The sequence below is a fragment of the Halorubrum sp. F4 genome (assembly GCF_027257195.1).
Lineage (GTDB): Archaea > Halobacteriota > Halobacteria > Halobacteriales > Haloferacaceae > Halorubrum.
This window is the reverse complement of sequence record NZ_JAPDFS010000007.1, coordinates 1-17,378: the sequence shown is the minus strand read 5'-3', so window position 1 is coordinate 17,378 and position 17,378 is coordinate 1. Positions and strand designations below refer to the sequence as shown.

The following is a 17,378-nucleotide window of genomic DNA, read 5'->3' as shown; positions in this document are numbered from 1 at the left end:
ATAGGCGAACAACGACAGTAAGAGTAACGCCACTCTCCCGACATCGGTATTAGGACTTTGATACCGCTATAATTATTGTCGTAATGATTTTCCGCGTCGCGCGATAACCACCACTCACGATGGGAACGACACACGAACAATTCAACGTCGGGGGAATGTCCTGCTCGTTCTGTGCCGAGAGCATCGAGAAGGCCTACGCCCGGACCGACGGCGTCGAGGACGTCGACGTGAGTCTCGCCCACGAGGAGGTACTCGTCCAGTACGACGATGACCGCCTGAGCGAGGTGGCGGTGAAGGACACACTCCGGGACCTCGGCTACACCATCCGAGATCCGGACAAGGCAAAACGATACGAGCAGCAGCAGGCCGAACTCACCGACGGGAAGCGGCGTCTCCTCATCGCTGGCGGCGCATCTCTCGTTGTCGCAGCCCTGATGGGGTGGATGATTCTCGTAATGGGACGCTTCGAGTCGGCATCGCTCGCGATGGACCTGGTGACGCTGGGGCTAGCGCTCGGGACGATGTTCGGTCCCGGGCGCTACATCAAACAGAAGGCGTTCCAGAGCCTTCGTCGGAGGATCTTCAACCAGCACGTCCTCCTAGAAGCGGGCGCCTTCGCCGGGCTCCTCGGGGGGTTACTCGGCCTGTTTGTCTTCCCGAGCTTCCCGACCGTCCACTTCTTCGCCGTCGCCGTGTTCATCACCACCTACCACATCCTCTCGGAGTACACCAGCCTCATCGTCCGCACGCGGGCTTCCCAAGCCGTCCAAGGCCTTCTCGACCTCCAGCCCGACACGGCACGCCGCGTCAGTGATGACGGTGACGTCGAGGAAGTCCCCCTCGACGACCTCAACGTCGGCGACTACGTCCGGGTCAAGCCTGGCGAGAACATCCCCGTCGATGGGATGGTCGTCGAGGGAGAGTCCACGGTCGACGAGTCGGTTGCCACCGGTGAGTCCATCCCCGAGGAGAAAACGGTCGGCGACACGGTGATCGGTGGCAGCGTCAACGAGACCGGGACGCTGCTTATCGAGGTGACTGCAACCGGGGAGGACGCGTTCCTGAATCAGGTGGCACGCGAGATCGAGGAGGCGCGGGCGATGAAACCCGGCATTATCCAGCTCGCCGACCGCGTCCTCAAGTACTTCGTCCCAGGCGTCTTGACGATTGCCGCGCTCTCGTTCCTCTTCTGGGTGGTCGCACCGCTCGCGTGGGGGGCAGACCCCAATGTCCAGCGAGGGGCGTTCGCAGCGCTGGCGGTCCTCGTCCTCGGCTATCCGTGTGCGCTTGGGATGGCAACACCGCTCGCCCTGATTCGGGGTGGCGGGAAGGCAGCGAACCGTGGCATCTTGATGCGCTCCGGCGACGCCTTCCAGATTTTCCCCGACGTCGACCACATCGTGCTGGACAAGACCGGCACGATCACCGTCGGCGAACCCGCCGTCAGTGCGGTCGTCGGGTTCAACGCCGACGAGGAAGACGTACTCGCGACGGCGGCCAGCGCGGAGGCCTTCTCCGAACACCCGCTCGCCGATGCGATCCTCGAGTTCGCTGACGAGCGAGATGTCGAGTACGCGGATCCCGACGTCTTTGACTCGGTGACCGGCAAGGGCGTCCGAGCGATCGTCGGCAGCGACGACGTGTTGGTCGGGAAACCCGGATGGCTCAGCGATGAGGGGATTGACCTTTCGAAGAGGAGCGACGATATTGAGCGACTTCAGGGCCGCGGCCTCACCGTTGCCGGAGTTGTTCGTCACGGTGACCTACTCGGCCTGATCGGCATCGGTGACGAAATCAAAGCAGACGCCGCCGAGACCATCCGGCGGATTCGCGACGCCGGCATTACGCCCGTGATGATCACCGGGGACAACGAGCGCACCGCGAACGCGGTCGCCGAGGAGGTCAGTATCGACCGCGTCATGGCCGACGTGTTGCCCGACGAGAAACGCGAGGAGATCGGTCGCCTGCAGGAAGCCGGCCACCGCGTGGCGATGGTCGGCGACGGCATCAACGACGCGCCGGCACTCACACAGGCGGACATCGGCATCGCCATCGGCGCCGGGACCGACATCGCCATCGAATCGGCGGACATCGTCCTGATGGGTGACCGGCTCGGCGGCGTGATGGACGCCTATGAGATCGGGAACGAGAGCTATCGAAAGACTCGCCAGAATCTCGTGACGGCCTTTGCGTTCAACGGCATCGGCGTCGCCGCCGCGACCACGGGGCTCGTTCACCCGGTGTTCGCGATGCTTGCGATGGTGTTGTCCGTCTCGGCCGTCCTCGCCAACAGCTTCGCTGGTCAGCTCCTCTCCGGTGAGGGTGTCAACACCGAATTCGCTCTCAAAGAACGCACCGACGGCGAGCGTGGAGACGGCCGAGTGACAGCCGATTAAGCCTTTACGTCATAGCCAGCCTGTTCGATTGCCGCGTTCACGTCGTCGTCTGAGACTCCATCCTTGAGGACGACGTCGACCGTGTCAGCGTCGTGGTCGGCCTCGACCCGATTTACACCATCGAGGTTTCGCAGGGCGGTCTCCACGTTCTGTTCGCACCCGTTGCACGACATCCCGATGACGGCGATCGTCTTTCGCTCCATACGGGCCTGTAAACACTCGCGGGGGATGACCATTACGGTAACTGTTGTATCGGTTTTATCTCTATTAGAGGCGGGGCGTCATCGTCCGGAGAGTTGTTTGTGTCGGCCCCAAAGGGGTGGAGGCTCTTCGAGAGGAGGGGACCACTGACGACGAAGAGTAAGTCCTGTCCTTAACCAACAATCCCCGCATAAGTTTCCCTGTTGTTGGTTAACAGACTGTACCTCGGTTTGTCAGGCCCCCAGAAGGGGCGCGGGGCGGCCAACAGCGGCCTCGTAACTCCAATCATGTCCCTCGAGCTGAGCTCCAGCGCCAGCACGGCGAGCGACATCGCTGCCGCCAGACAAGCCGACATCGTGGCGTTCCTCCATCGAGCGCCGTTCACTCTGGATGCCTATGAGCTCGGTTTCCTTCCCGGCTTTCGGGAGGACTGCGGGTATCAGGAGACCCAATATCAGAATCTCACCCTCCCCGTCGGGATGCTCGACAACGACTTCCAGAACCCCGATCTGGATCGATTCGTCGAGCGGTTCTTCGAGTACGAGCCACAGGTCGGTGTCATCGGCGACATCTACGAACCTACTGACGTTGACGCCCACATCGCTGCTGCTCGTGAGATTCAGGACAGCTTTCCCGATGCCGAGGTCATCATCGTCCCGAAATCCCAAGCGGTGATTGACACGATCCCAGATGATATCATCCTCGGCTATTCGCGAGGGTACGCCGATCGCCTGGCGCACGAGTTCTCCGACCCAACCGATTGGAGAGGGCGGCGCGTCCACATCCTCGGTGGGAGTCCGCCCAAGCAGCTCGACGCCATTCGACAGCTGACCAGGCCGACACTCACCGACGAGCCACCAGCCGACATCGTCGGCCTCGATTGGAACGGGCTGCATCGCGGCGCGCAGTTCGGGGAGTTCTGGACGGCTGACGGCTGGGATGATAGCGGTCGTGACGCCTCCCACGTCACAGTTCGGAAGACGGTGCGACACAGTCTCGCCCGCATCAAGGCCTTCTGGCAGTCCCACGGCGTCTGGCCTGACTCAGCGCCACATAGCGACATCCTCGAAATCGAGTACGAGGGGCCGTCACCAACCGACCTCGATAGTGCTGCGTGTACCGAATGTGAAGCGAACGTCTGGACGACTCGGCGCGGTCCCTTCATCGCGGAGTATGATACCGGCGTGCTCTGTGGCTACTGCAGCTACGAGTGCTACTTCTCGCATCGCCATCGGAACAACCTCGAGGAGATCGCCGGCGAGCAGAGCGTGTACATTCCACCGGCGTGACGCTACGAGTGGTTTTTCGCGCCCCGGAGGGGGCGAGGGCTCGATCCAAAAAGTCCTCCGAGAAGGTGATTTTCCGTGAGTCAACAACAGCGTCCGAACGATGTCTCGATCGACGATATTCCAGTCGACGTATCGAACACCCAATCAGGCGAGGTCGACCCCGCTGAGGTACCCGAGGAAATCCGATCGATCACTCGTGGACTCGCAAGCGAGCAACCGCCGACGAATCCGCTCGTCGTCCTGAAGGCCGCCCGCTGGTGGTATATACATGGCAAGGGCGGAACCGATCCCGCGTTCCAGTGGGCGATCGAGTGGGTTCGACACCTCGCGACGGACACGCCGAGCGATGTCGACCAGTTCGACGCGTTCCTCGAGTACCTCGTCACGGTCGGCTTCGCTGACGAGAAAGTAGCGCTCCGATAGCAGCCCCGATCTAAATCCCCCGAAGTCGCGCCGACGTTTATTGTGCGCCCCCGAGGGGTGCGGCGCGTCCTGACTTCTCGGAGACGTCGTCGTACTCGATGTGATGCAATCCATGATGACAGCCAGTGAGTCGGGAGTCTCGTTCGAGGAGACCGACACCCGACACGACGAGATGCACAGTACCATCGAAGACTGGATCGACGAGCTCGTCGCAGACGTCGACGAGGCAAAAGCCAGCCAACAGTTCCAGGAGTGGCTCGATGTCCAGTCCCGATTCCACGACTACTCCCATCGCAACACCCTCTTGATCAAGCTCCAGTGTCCCGAGGCAACCCGCGTAGCGGGCTACAATACGTGGCGATCGGAGTTCGACCGGCACGTCCAAGAAGGCGAACAGGCGATCTGGATCTGGGCACCCATTATTACGAAGCAGTGCCCCGAGTGCGAGAACTCACCGAGCTACCACGAGCAAAGCGACTGTGACTACGACGAGACACCGGCCGAGGAGTGGTCCAAAGGACTGGTTGGATTCAAACCAACTGCAGTCTTCGATGTGTCTCAAACCGAGGGCGAACCGCTCCCCGAGCTGGAAACCGAGGCCACTGGTAACGCCGACGACCTGGTGCCAGCGCTCCTTGATGCGGCAGCTACTCTCGATGTCGACGTCCGTGTCGTCGACGCTGCTGAGTGGGAGCATGACGACGCGAAAGGCGTCTGCAAACACCGGAATCTCGACGAGTGCCAACCCGTCGTCGAAGCGAAAGATAGAGCGAATCAGGCCGACCTCGCGGTGACGCTGATTCACGAGTACGCCCACGCACTGCTCCATTTCGATGTCAACGACGAACCCGAGCGCGCAAAACGCGAGGTCGAAGCCGAAGCCGTTGCGTACATCGTCGGGCGGTATTTCAACCTGGATACGAGCGGGTCAGCGTTCTATCTTGCCGCGTGGCAGGACGACGATGCGGAGAGCATTCAGGAGCGTCTCGGCCGGATCAGTTCCACCGCGCAAGAGATAATCGGGACGGTCGCCGAGGACTGAACACGCCTTCTCCAGCTGTTAACCAACGGCTTGGGGTACTATCCCACTCTGTTGGTTAATTCGTTCGGCGTCCGACCCTGCGCGTTTCGATCGATTCCAAGACAAACCCCACCGACAGTCGATGTTATCGTTCAGAATCGATTCGGCGCTGCTGGTCACGAAGGAACTCAACGACGGCATCGATATCCTGTTCGGGAACCGTTTGCTGTTCGAAGACTCCTTTGAATGCATCTGCGAAATCCTCCGACGTGAGGCGGTTGAGGACAGTCTCGATGCGACCAGCGAGCTTCTCGGACTCTCCGCGATGCAGATGGGTCGCGATCCGGTCGAAATCCGCGCCAGCAGCCAGCACCACCAGATCCCGAGAGTCTGCCTTGCGGCCACTGTGGAGTTTCACCGCGAACAGCAACTCCCGTTCCGGAATCCTGGCTGTTACCGGGCGCCCGGTTCGCAGTTCCTCGGTGACAGAGTGCTGGGCCAGATAGCGATACGACCATTCAGCTTCCGTCTGGCGACAGCCCAGCGCGTCCACCATCGCGTCGAACTGAACCGGATTCCCGATATCTTTCGTAAACCGGATAGTCCGGCCCTCGTAGAGTTCGTTTCGCTCGACATCGGCCGTTTTCTCGTAGCCGCGGTCGGTGAGAAGGTCCGTGTAGTCGTCGACCGCTTGGGCCGGAATGACGACGTCGACGTCCGTGGTGAAGCGTTGATTGAACGCCGCGATCGCCCACCCACCGACGAGCACGTACGGCAGGTCAGCGTCGATGACTGCCTCCAGCGTATCCAGTAGTTCGTCTTCGCGTTCACCGAGGCTCATGCATTGAGACGCGGATCCTCGTGGGACGCGTCGATATCGCGGTCGTACTCGTCGGCGATCATCTCCAACGCCGGCTCGTAGTTCACCCGGTACTCCAACATGTGCTCGATCGTCTCGTCCAACGGAATAACCGGATTGCCGTCGACCCACTCGCGAGTGATGCCCCCACTCGTCGGGAACAACACGTACGAGACGGTCGCGTCGGAGTCGGTCGCGTCCGGCCGCTCTTCGATCCGGCTCGGAATCCCGAACTCATCGAAGAACGCCGTCCACCGTTCGATATCACGGTCGGCAACCTGGATGAAGATCGGATAGTCGTCGTGGCCGCGGGCGATCTGATAACCGCCATGGGTCCAGACGTAGACGCCGTCGATTTTCGTGTACGCAAAGGGCATCCCGGCGAAGTGCGGAATGACGTAGCCGTCGTCGATCGAGGGGGGAACAGCGCGAGAGATGGCCGCGACGAGATCGTAGTAGCGATCCCTGACAGCGTAATTCTCGATGTAGACGCCGCCCTCACGCCGGATGAAGCCTGCGTCCTCCAACCGCTCGATCCAGTCGTAGACCCACGAGTAGGAGCCGTCGATCTTCTGGGCGATTCGACGAATCGAGTCGCCCGGCCGGGCCGCGACCATGATTTTCGCCGCGGTCACGTCGACGTACTCCATCATCGCTAGTTATCGGTATCGCATCTAACGGTATTAGTCTTGTCCCCCGTATTCCCTATGACGTTATCGCTATACAGATATACCATTCTTGGCTCCGGTAATCCGATCCGGCTCAGAATTTGAGCGGAGATGAATTAACCAACAGAGGATACGATGGATCGCTATTCGTTGGTTAAGTTTTTCAGCGCCCGCCGAAGGGCGGAGGCGCACTCCTGTCTCCACCGACCTATGACCGACCGATATCTAACGACCGTTCTCGACGAGGCAGAGCGAGTCGCAGAGCACCATGAGCAGGTCGCCCAATCTTCGGACCATCCGGAACACGAGTATCTCAGGTACGCCGTCCTTCGGCTGCTCGAAGGAGAGGCTGACGACACATCGGTGGAAGTACCGCAGGTTGACGGCGTGACTGTCGGCTACGGAGAGGACGACGCGATGTGCAACAGTTGGGACGACGACGTCGAGTGGTGGGAGACGGTTCCGCCGCAGGAGGAGTGTACTCGGTTCCGGGTGTTCTACCCCGACGAGTACGACGCTGTTCCGCGAGTCATCGTCGACGTGATGGCAGCACTCGGGGCGTGGCGTGTCTGGACTGGGAGCGCTGCCGCCTGTGGCTCCTACGACCATCGCGAGCGGCGGGAAGTCCACTATCTGTGGCCGGAGGGCCATCCAGTTGAGGCCCTGCTTGCGGATCGTCTCCAGGATCCCAAGGCTGCGGTTGCTCCAGACGGCGGCCGCACCGGCGACGTACGCGATCGGATGGTCGTCACGGAGCACTCAACCCAGCACGACGACCTCGAGCCGCGAACCAGACGTGCCGTCGACGAATCGATGGCCGTCTCGCTGCTCGAAAAGGGTGGCCGCTATGAGGTCCGATCGGCGTCCGGAAACTGGTATGAAGTCGACGTGATCAGCGAGTCGTGTACGTGTCCAGACTGGCGGAAGCGTACGCCCGAGGGCGGCTGTAAACACCTCCGGCGAGTCGATCAGGAGATCAAGCAGGGGCGGGTCCCACGACCTGATGGGCGTCTCCCCTCGAACTCGTAGGATCGCCCAGCGTTCGAGATCTCCCGAGGCTACTGTAACATCAGACGAAACTCCTTGATGGAGAGTTTCGAGTATTGATACAGCTGCTGGAGAACCGGTGAGAGCCGTTGGTAGCGGCTTAACCAACAAAACTATGCGGTTTGCGCCTTTGTTGGTTAACACAGATCGGCCCATGTCCTACGAGCCACCGACGCCCCCAGCGGACCTCCCCACCGACGTCATCGACACACTCAACGACTATTCACCCGAGCTGCTCCGAGACGTTGCCCACTATGCCGAGGACCTCGCCGAGCATCGCGAGCGCCAGGCCCGCCTTGCCGAAGCGGAGGAGGAAGACGAGATCGACGAGCGACCCGATGACCTCCCCGATGATGTCCCGACGAAGGCGACGATCACGATCAAGGAGATCAACGATAACCGCTACTACTACTGGCAGTGGCGGGAAGGAGATCGCGTCAAATCAAAGTACAAATCCCCAGTAAATCCGGACGAGTAGACGGACTAGTACCTCAGTCGGATGGCCAGTTGTTCGGGGAGACACCCCGTCTGCGAAGTGAAAGACGCAGGGTACGAGAGAAGTCCCGAGTTGATGAGTGAGGATCCGGTCACTGTCGACGAACTCGTCGAGAAAGCCGACGAGTATCTGCACGAAGCCTCACCCACACCGGAAGAATACGAAGCGCTGAAACAGAGTGTTGCGGAGCTCACGCCGATCTTCTCAGCTGAGAATTCGTACTTTGTCCTCGGCAGCTACGGGAAACCCGAAATCCGTCCTCTCCAGCTCGTAAAAGATCGCCTCAACCGACAGCCCGGTGCGTACGCGTTCCTGATGATCGACATTCGAAGCGAGTGGACGAATACCTACCTCAAGTTCCGGCTGCTCGCCGATCATACAGACGTCATCCTGGGCGTCACCGAACACGCCCAGGGCTGCTTCCTCGTCGAGCAGGGCTACTTCACAGCCCTTGAGGAGTACTTCGCGAAGACGCACGTGTTCAAACACGACGTACAATACGATAGATGTGGACGCGATCGACACAAACGTAGCCGTCGAGAGTCCCTACAGTGGAATGCAGACCGCGATCTTCGAGATGCTCAACGATGCTAGGCGTCTCTGCCGGTGGACGACTGAGGACGACCTCGTCGAGTGTACCGAGGCTCTCGTGAGTGATCAGGAATACCCGTAGACAGAGACGAATCGGTTACTCCCACCCCCGACGTTTCTGTCGTTTCTCCACGAAATCCTGTTCACCGATGGCCCAGACAACGAATGAACTCGAACAGGAAGACATCCCCCGTTTTCGAGTAGTAAGTGCGGGGTGAATCCGTGCAAGATTGGGTCTTCGAACCACGAACCCTTACGCGATAAGTAGCCCACTGAAGAGCGATTGCAAATGCTCGTAAATGAAATTTCGTTTAAATGCTGTCAGACACTCCACTATTGCCAGTAAAATCGGAGGACAAGACGCTATTTGATGAAATTGGCAACGGTGGTCCTGATAGTAACTAGTCGGATTGATTAGAACAAGGAAGTTACTGGCAACACCGGAGAGGGTACTGGAGAAACTGGCACTGACGGTTGCGCGGTTACTGGCAAAAGTGGAGAGGGTATTGGCAGTACTGGTGTTGGCGGTTGAGAAGTCACTCCAGAACCCGATGCCGCTTGGCAGTTTCACGAATGTCGTTGAGCTCACCTAGTTCGCTCTCGAGTGCGTCGAGGGCCGACGACAGAGAGACATCAAGCTCGTATTCGTTGTAGTTCCCGCGTCCACTCGACGAGTCGACCAACCGTAAGATCCCGTGGAGGCTCAAATCCGACAGGTGGTCGTGTACTCGCCTGCGTTTCAGTGGTTCACTGCCGTGATTACGAAGAACCTCTCGATAGCGCTCATAGATCAGTTTCGTCCGTTCGGGTGTTTCTCCCTCTGCCGCTAGCTGACAGACAGTCAGCAATACATATTGCCCCTGCCGGGTCAACGAATGCATCCCTTCGACAACCTGTTGTCGTTGGATCTGATGCTCGGCCTCCCGAACGTGGTCTTCGGTGATTTTCGCCTCTCCACCCGCCATCGCGTCGTTCTCGGCGATATCAGCTGCTTTCCGGAGTAACCGTAATGCCTGCCGAGCAGATCCCGAGTCCTGTGCAGAGAATGCTGCGCACAATGGGATTACATCTGATTCGAGGACATCGTCGTAGAGCGCGATATCGGCTCGGTGCTTGAGAATATTCTGCAGTTCAGTCGCGTCGTACGGAGGGAACAAGATTTCCTCTTCGCAGAGAGTGTCCTTGACTTTCGGAGAGAGGTTTTCTCGGAACTTGAAGTCGTTCGAGATGCCGACCACACCGATTTTCACATCGAGATCCAATTGCGAGCGTGCTCGTGGAAGCTCGTACAGAATATCGTCATCCGAGCCGATGTTATCGATCTCGTCCAGAACCACGAGAATAGTCCCACCGATCGACTCAAGGTCGTTGTAGAGTTCGTTGAAGATGCGTTTTTGTTGATACCCGGTTTCGCTCATCGGTTCGCGCGAAGACGAGACTGTGGTGAGAGGGTGAGAAGGAGAGCGAATCTCGTTCACGAGATTGACCGCTACCTGATAGGATGTGGTGCAGCCAGTACAGTTGAGTTCAATAACGTTGAGATCGACGTCGTCGTACTCTCCGGCGGATTCTTGCAGCTCCTCAAGAAGATCGTGCGTAGCAGCTGTCTTCCCGACGCCGGTAACGCCATAGAGAAAGACGTTGTTCGGTTGCCAGCCCTGAATGACGGGACGGAGAGCGGCCGCATATTCGTCGAGTTCTTCGTCCCGCTCCTCGAGTGTCTCTGGCTGGTAATCATCCCGGAGGACGTCTTTGTCTTGGATGATGAACGATTCTCGATTGAATCGGCCCATAGGCGGACTCAAGACGAAGAACCATCATAAAACCATGGGTTCCAGTATCACCACTAACCCACCACTCGAACCAATTATGCCAGTGTCGCATCCACTTATAAAACACACACACTCCACTATTGCCAGTAAACCTTTGCAACAACTGGAGGGGGGTCAACGACCCCCTCTCTAATTAGCGATACTCTTAATACATTGTACGTTAAACCATACCCGCACTAACGAAAACTCCACTAGTTGTAGTAGGTTTAGATAACAGTAACTAGACTAGAGACGTGACAGTTTCTGCCCTCCCGTCCATTCTCCCCTCGTTACTGGCAATGGTGGAGTGAGAGAGGTACTTAAACGACGGTATTATTGGCAATACTGGCAACTCTGGTCGCCCTCTCCCTGCTACCATCGTTGCCTGGCCGATATTCCAGTCGAAATCTACCCTTCCCGACACCAGTCGATGATGACCGTGGACCTCTTTCGGTTAACCAACAAATCGTATGTATTAACCGTCTGTTGGTTAACTGCTCATGGCTTATGCTCGATTCGCAGTCGGCACTCAGTACTAGTATCCCGTGATTTCGGCGTTTCGCGATTCCGCAAGGGTTCGCTTGATTGCCGCTCGATCTCACCCAATCGGAGACAGGATATTACTGCATCGGCGACGCAGCTTCCGAACCGACGAGTGAGTACTCCCGGTCCCGGCTCGTGCCTTCCGCATCGACGAGGTTGTACTGGACCATCTTGGAGAGATACGTCCGCACTGTCCGTTTTGTCCGAGGATCGTCGACCTTCTCGGTATAGTGGTCGTGAATCTCGCTCGGCCCGAGTGGCTCGTGATCGCGAACAATGTTGTAAACGACGCGCTGGTGTGGCGTGAGTGAATCGATGCTCTTCTGCTTAATCTGGGCCCGGGCATCCTCGGCGGCGTCCAGGAGGATGTCGTTGGTGATCCGCTCCTGGTTCTCGCGGTCAGCCTTGCCGGCGGCTGTTCGAAGGATGCCGATAGCGAGGCGGGCATCGCCGGCGGCCGCGTCGGCGATCCGGTAGAGCTGGTCGTCGGTGATGACGTCCTCATCGAGGCCCCACTTCGCCCGCGCACTCAGAATGTCGTACAGCTGCTCGTCGTGGTACTTGTCCATCCGGACGTGTTCGCTGGAGCGCAGGCGGCTCACAAGGCGGTCGTCGACGCGGCTGAACAGCTCCTCTTCCTTGTTCGCGATGCAGATGATCGCGAACTGCGGGAGGCTGTGGAGGTCGTAGATGACGCTGGGGTCCTCCAGTTGGTCGACCTCGTCGAGGATGACGACGGTTCGCGGGCCGTCATGCTGCTGGAGGCGATCGACGAGTTCGTTGTGGGGCGTCGACTGCCGGTGGATGTCGATGGTCGCGCCGAGATCGTCGAGGATCTGGTAGAGCGTACGAAATCGGGTGTAGTTGCGCCAGCAATTGACGTAGGTGGCCTTGACGTCGAGGACCTCTTCCCGGAGTCGTTCGGTAACGAACTTCGAGATGCAGGTCTTGCCGGCGCCGCTGGGTCCAGTGACGATGGCCGTGTCGGCGGGTTCCCCGTTCGTGATGGGCTCAAGAACGCTGGAGAGGTGGTTGACTTCGGCGTCGCGATGCTCAACTTCCCGAGGGACGAACCCGGCGCGGAGAACGCGAGCATCGCGAATCATCTTTGCTTGATAGACTGGTTTTCTGGCTAGTACTAAAAACGTGATCGGGTTGCTTCCGGAAAGAACCCAATTAACCCCATCTCAATCCCTTTCGCCCTCGATGTGATGCGGTTCGTTATGCGGAAACCGACCGTTTCCGGAAACCCTTGAGGTCGAACATAACGTGGTGTTTCTCCGGGAATCCTCCGGCAATCCCCGCTCTTCGGCGCTTCAAAAAACGGGATGTCATAGTCTCTGCTGTTGTACGTGCCAAGTATCCGGGCGCCGGAGTCGCACTTATCAGCCATCTCCGGCAATCGAACCAATACGAACAAATCATAGTAATGACCAGGAGGACGACGGCGCACGACGCGACGACTGGTTAAGGGATAGAACAAAGTATCCCGTATAAGAAAAAACTCAATATCCTTGCCGACAAATCAGCACTCTCTCTTCGACCCGGACTTAGTGGACGAGTACTTACAGCAACAAGAGGTTGAACGGCCGGCTGACACCGACGACATCATCGAGGCAGTCGAAGGATGGACGGGTACCAGCACGTCGCTCACCGAGCGCAACCTGCAGCAGTCGTTCGTGAGCGACATCTTTTCAGATGTACTCGGATACACACGACCGCGCGGCAGCGCCGGTGAATTCCAGCTCCTTCCCGAATCACTCTCCGAAGGTGGTGAAGGGTTCCCTGACGTACTACTCGGGCACTTCGAACAGGACGATGGCGAACTTACTGAGGACGTTCGGAAGGTCGTCGGTGAGCTGAAAGATCCGGGGACAGATCTCGATAAGGTCGATCCGTCACGCCTCAAATCCCCGGTCGAACAGGCCTTCGAGTACGCAATTACGAACGGCCTGTCCGTTCGGTGGGTTGTCGCGTCGAACATGGAAGTTGTCAGACTGTACCACCACGGCAGCATCGACCACTACGAAGAGTGGGAGATCGACGAGTTCCTTGACGCCGATGGTGAGCCTACCGAGACGTTCTGGGAGTTCTATTTCATTATGCACCGACGGTTCCTAATCGGTGAGGACGCCGATTCGGACATCGAGGACCTCATGGCGCAGAACCTCTCCGAACGGTTGGAACTTACTGAGGACTTCTACCAGTTCTACCGCGAGGCAGTTGAGGACGTGTACGAGGTAATTATCGACGAGGACCCGGAACTCGCCGAATCCAGCGACGGGCAACTCGCCGCTATTCAAGCCGCACAGACGTTCATTCACCGTGGTCTCGTGATTTGCTTCTTCAGCGATCACCCGTCTGGCCTACTCCCCGACGATTTGCTGAAGGACGTCATCGAGACCGGCAGGGACCTACCGACGCTTGACGACCAGAAAATCTACCCGCTCATACAGGACCTGTTCCGCGTAATCGACACTGGTAGCCCCGACGAGTACCCGTACGATATCTTCGGGTACGATGGCGGGTTGTTTGAGGAGGACGATGTGCTGCAGTCCGTAACACTGCCGGACGAGTTGTTCACAGATACTTACGAAATCGGTGATTCTGAAATTGAAGGCGTGTACGGGTTCTACGAGTACGACTTCCATTCCGATTTGAACGAGCACGTGCTTGGTCGTATCTTTGAGGAGAGTGTGGGTGACATCGAGCAGGTGCGAGCGAACCTCGCAGAAGGCGAGAGTAACCCGTTCAGTGGTGACCGCGGCGACTACGGCCTTTACTTCACGCGGGAGGGCCTCACCGAGTACGTCGCCGAGAAATCGATACAGGATCTTCTACAGGACAAGCGCGCGAAGATTCGAGATGAGTTAGACCTTGATAACGGGGAAATGGAGATGGAGAACCCGGACAAGGAATTCCTTGAAGCCTACCTGAAGGAAATTGTTAACATCCGAATCGCGGACATCGCTTGCGGATCTGGCGCGTTCCTAGTGTCCTGTTTTAACCACCTTAGCCGTGAAGCGCGCCGAGTACACGAGAAGCTTCGCTCCGCGAAAGTTGCGGCAGCTGGTTCGGACGGACCGGTACAGGTACCACTCGAATCCTTCGAGAAGCGGGAAATCGAGATTCTCGACAAGTGCCTGCACGGGAACGATTTGCTGCAGGAAGCGATTGAAATCTCGAAACTCTCCGTGTGGCTACGGTCGGCGCGGAAGAACACATCGTTGGGAATGCTCACCGGGAATTTCGCGTCGCAGGACGCACTCGCCGGTGAAATCCAGTTCGAAGACATCGATGAAACGGCTGGGTTCGGCGAGTTCGATCTGATTATCGGGAATCCGCCGTGGGGTGGGCAAGTAAGCCCCGAAGCGACCGAATGGGTGGACCGTGAGCTCGGTGACGGGTTCGATGTCGAGAACATGGACACCTACGAATTGTTCATCCTCACCGCATGCAAGTATCTGGACGACGGTGGCCGGTTAGCGTACGTCCTCCCGAAAACCCTGCTTCGATCCGAGAAGGCAGAAATCCGACAGTATCTTCTCGACAACTACGAGTTTGAACGGTTCCACATCATGGGTGCAGACTGGTTCGGAAGCGACATTCGCATGTCTACGGTGACGATGCAGCTGAAAAACACGGAGCCAAGCGCCGAGAACACGTTCCGGTCGATGACCCTCGTCGATGAAGACCGCCGGAAAGCGATTGAAGGTGAGTTGAGCCTCTCACAGCTTGAATCGGCGTATGCGTTCGATATCCCGCAGAGCCGTTGCATTGAGTCCGGGGAGATCGAACCATTCCGATACGTCGAAGATGACGAACTCCTCGATACGATGGAGGATAACTCGATACCGGTCGGTGCGTTCTGCGAATCTCACCGTGGCGTCGAGCTGAACAAGGCCGGGCACGTCATCAAGTGCCCGGCGTGCGGGAAGTGGATTGCCCCGCCGCGGAAGAAGGAACCGGACGAAGAGAAGGAATGCAATTACTGTGAGGTTGAGTTCAAGTATCAGAACAGAGTCGGTGAAGAGTACCTAATTAGCGACGACCCGGCGGACGGTGACGTGCTGTACATGGACGGTGATTCGTTCGATGCACGGTATGATGAGTTAGAGTTGAAGGGTCTCGACTTAGGGTACGACGGTGTCAATTACAAAGACCAGTCCGTGTACGACGGTGATAAGCTGTTCATCAGGGAAGCCGGGGTCGGGTTGTCAGTTGCGTACCACGGGGACACGGTCTATTGCCCGCGGTCGGTGTACGTGTACAAGATCCGTGACGACCAGCAGGATATGCTGGATTGGTACGTGGACGTCGATCTTGCCGACGAGGACGAAGAGTACGAGGGCAAGTGGGCCAACCCGGAGAACGTCCCGAGCGGCCTCGACACGACAACGTACCACAAGTTCCTACTCGGATTGATGAACTCTCGCGTGCTGCATTACTACATGTTCAAACGGTCCGGGGAGATCGACGCCGCGGAAGCGTTCGCCAATATGCGGCAGACGGACATCAGGGAACTCCCGGTTCCGGTGGCGAAACTCTCTGAAGAGGATGGCCGTGAGACGGCGGAGGAGATTGCTGATTGCGTCGATACGATGCTTGATGACGGTGAGCTTGGTGACAGTACGGATTGGAAGATCGACCGGTTGCTGATGGGGTTGTACGGTTTGGACCCGGGTAAGCTCGTGTACATCAACTCGCAGATGGGGCTTGGTGCGTACCACAAGAAGATGCAGGAGCTGTACCCTGATGGGAAGCCGCCGGCACCGGAGCGGAAGCAGGATGTGAAGTTGAACGTGGACGCCGCGGAAGCCGCCGAAGCAGACGACTAACAGGACCTCTCACTACTCCTCGGGGATAAGGTCCGAGTGCCGGAATTGGACCGGGAGTACGTCACCGTCCACGCGCCTCACGCGGTACGAGTATCGGTCTAAGTCGCGCCCGGTCTCTCGGTCTAAGTCGTCATCAAACCGGTCTACGACGACGCATGTGACACCGTGGAAGCGACTGTCTGGATCATCTGGGTCAAGGTATACGCGCACGTTCTCGCCTGGGTCATACGGGTTCGGTGAGGGTTGCGGAATATCTTCCATTCCCTATCGTCGAGTACCACGACCTCCCCTTTATTATCAACGAGTGTACGGTAACCAGTATGTTCGACCGTCTACGCGCCTATATCCCTCAAATTAGTTTAACAGCGTTACAAGTCACTCTCATCGAGAAACTCGTTTTCTGGGAATCGAACACGGAAGTACAGACCGACGACCTACAGGACACCATCGAGCGGCAAAGCCAACCTGTCGTGAAAAGCCGTGGGAAGGAAATACAGTCGAAAAGTGGACGCGGTACCACGTTCGACATCCTCACCATCCAGCTGGAAAACCTCGGTGAAGGAGTCGCACAGAATCTGTATATCCGCCCTACACTCGTCGTGAGTTACCATCCAGACCCTGGAGAAAGAACGCCTATCGACATTGAGGATGCGTGTTTCCTCACCCCGGACGGTGATGGGTTCGAGATTCTCCCGAGGTTCTTTGCGTTGAACAGGACCGAGGGTGATGATTTTGAGAACGATTCAAGGGATGGAGGCGTGTTAAGTCCGAACGAAGGCCGGGTCGAGTTCAGCACACAAGTTGAATTTGAGGAAGTGTTTCACGGTGAGGAGGGGCGAGCGGAATACATCCGTTCTCCTGTGTTCGAGACGACGCAACGACTATCCCACGCCGGTATTCGGTACATTTCGTTTCAGTTGCACGTCCTATACACCGACGTGAACGGCAATGTACACGCGGAGCAGGTAATGGGGAAGACAGGGGGAATCACGAGCGGTGTGACGCTTGAGGACATCTGTGAGTTCCGTTTCTCGTCGGAGTCTTCAGATCACAAGTTGCACCGACGGGTCGAAGAGACGTTCAAGTACCCGCCGTGAATCATGGCGACGTTAGTGAGGGTAGGCCCCTATAGTCATCCACCATCTGTCTTTAGTTAAGCGAGAAACCGCGAGATAGCGGCGGCTTATCGAGGCAT

General features: G+C 57.9%; 13 protein-coding genes and 1 pseudogene. 9 read left to right on the top strand and 5 right to left on the bottom strand.

The genetic code is table 11. From position 1 onward, the window contains the following. Positions 1-119: 119 nt before the first annotated feature. Positions 120-2,396, top strand: coding sequence for a cation-translocating P-type ATPase (locus OKW78_RS13770; protein ID WP_128904659.1), 2,277 nt, complete (start codon positions 120-122; stop codon positions 2,394-2,396). Here the strand turns inward: OKW78_RS13770 and OKW78_RS13765 are convergent. After that, positions 2,393-2,599 carry a heavy-metal-associated domain-containing protein gene (locus OKW78_RS13765; RefSeq protein WP_128904660.1) on the bottom strand — a complete coding sequence of 69 codons (207 nt, stop codon included), beginning with the start codon at positions 2,597-2,599 and terminating at the stop codon, positions 2,393-2,395. The two genes, OKW78_RS13770 and OKW78_RS13765, sit on opposite strands and share 4 nt — an antisense overlap. A gap of 285 nt (positions 2,600-2,884) precedes the next feature. Between OKW78_RS13765 and OKW78_RS13760 the strand changes: the two genes are divergently transcribed. The 3 genes from OKW78_RS13760 (at position 2,885) to OKW78_RS13750 (ending at position 5,351) form a co-directional block, all read left to right on the top strand. After that, positions 2,885-3,886, top strand: coding sequence for a DUF6610 family protein (locus tag OKW78_RS13760; RefSeq protein WP_128904729.1), 1,002 nt, complete (start codon positions 2,885-2,887; stop codon positions 3,884-3,886). 75 nt (positions 3,887-3,961) lie between these two features. Further along, positions 3,962-4,309, top strand: coding sequence for a hypothetical protein (locus tag OKW78_RS13755; protein ID WP_210113824.1), 348 nt, complete (start codon positions 3,962-3,964; stop codon positions 4,307-4,309). A gap of 112 nt (positions 4,310-4,421) precedes the next feature. Beyond that, the gene (locus tag OKW78_RS13750; protein WP_128904662.1) at positions 4,422-5,351 is read left to right on the top strand and encodes an ArdC-like ssDNA-binding domain-containing protein; all 930 of its coding nucleotides are present in this window, start codon (positions 4,422-4,424) and stop codon (positions 5,349-5,351) included. Between the two features lie 124 nt (positions 5,352-5,475). Here the strand turns inward: OKW78_RS13750 and OKW78_RS13745 are convergent, their stop codons facing one another. Continuing rightward, positions 5,476-6,171 carry a hypothetical protein gene (locus tag OKW78_RS13745; protein ID WP_092893729.1) on the bottom strand — a complete coding sequence of 232 codons (696 nt, stop codon included), beginning with the start codon at positions 6,169-6,171 and terminating at the stop codon, positions 5,476-5,478. Then, the gene (locus OKW78_RS13740; protein WP_210113823.1) at positions 6,168-6,839 is read right to left on the bottom strand and encodes a helix-turn-helix domain-containing protein; all 672 of its coding nucleotides are present in this window, start codon (positions 6,837-6,839) and stop codon (positions 6,168-6,170) included. The genes OKW78_RS13745 and OKW78_RS13740 overlap by 4 nt, the downstream gene beginning before the upstream one ends. Before the next feature lie 228 nt (positions 6,840-7,067). Here OKW78_RS13740 and OKW78_RS13735 point away from each other — a divergent pair, with 228 nt between their 5' ends. The 3 genes and pseudogenes from OKW78_RS13735 (at position 7,068) to OKW78_RS13725 (ending at position 9,073) form a co-directional block, all read left to right on the top strand. Next, positions 7,068-7,886 (top strand): hypothetical protein, encoded by an 819-nt coding sequence (locus tag OKW78_RS13735; protein ID WP_103992931.1) that lies wholly within the window; start codon positions 7,068-7,070, stop codon positions 7,884-7,886. A 172-nt stretch (positions 7,887-8,058) separates the two neighbouring features. Continuing rightward, a complete protein-coding gene (locus tag OKW78_RS13730) occupies positions 8,059-8,382 on the top strand; it encodes a hypothetical protein (RefSeq protein ID WP_004594473.1) in 324 nt (107 codons plus the stop codon). A gap of 93 nt (positions 8,383-8,475) precedes the next feature. Beyond that, a pseudogene (locus OKW78_RS13725) lies at positions 8,476-9,073 on the top strand (hypothetical protein). Positions 9,074-9,527: 454 nt separating this feature from the next. Here OKW78_RS13725 and OKW78_RS13720 read toward each other — a convergent pair. Together OKW78_RS13720 and OKW78_RS13715 are read right to left on the bottom strand one after the other, a co-directional pair. Next, entirely contained in the window at positions 9,528-10,784 is a 1,257-nt protein-coding gene (locus tag OKW78_RS13720; protein WP_004594472.1) for an orc1/cdc6 family replication initiation protein, read from the bottom strand. A 638-nt stretch (positions 10,785-11,422) separates the two neighbouring features. Beyond that, on the bottom strand, positions 11,423-12,451 hold the full coding sequence (locus OKW78_RS13715) for a Cdc6/Cdc18 family protein (protein ID WP_210113822.1): 1,029 nt from the start codon (positions 12,449-12,451) through the stop codon (positions 11,423-11,425). 447 nt (positions 12,452-12,898) lie between these two features. Between OKW78_RS13715 and OKW78_RS16935 the strand changes: the two genes are divergently transcribed. Beyond that, entirely contained in the window at positions 12,899-16,183 is a 3,285-nt protein-coding gene (locus OKW78_RS16935) for an N-6 DNA methylase (RefSeq protein WP_210114060.1), read from the top strand. A 320-nt stretch (positions 16,184-16,503) separates the two neighbouring features. Beyond that, positions 16,504-17,280, top strand: coding sequence for a hypothetical protein (locus OKW78_RS13705; protein ID WP_210114059.1), 777 nt, complete (start codon positions 16,504-16,506; stop codon positions 17,278-17,280). The last annotated feature ends 98 nt before the right edge of the window (positions 17,281-17,378 follow it).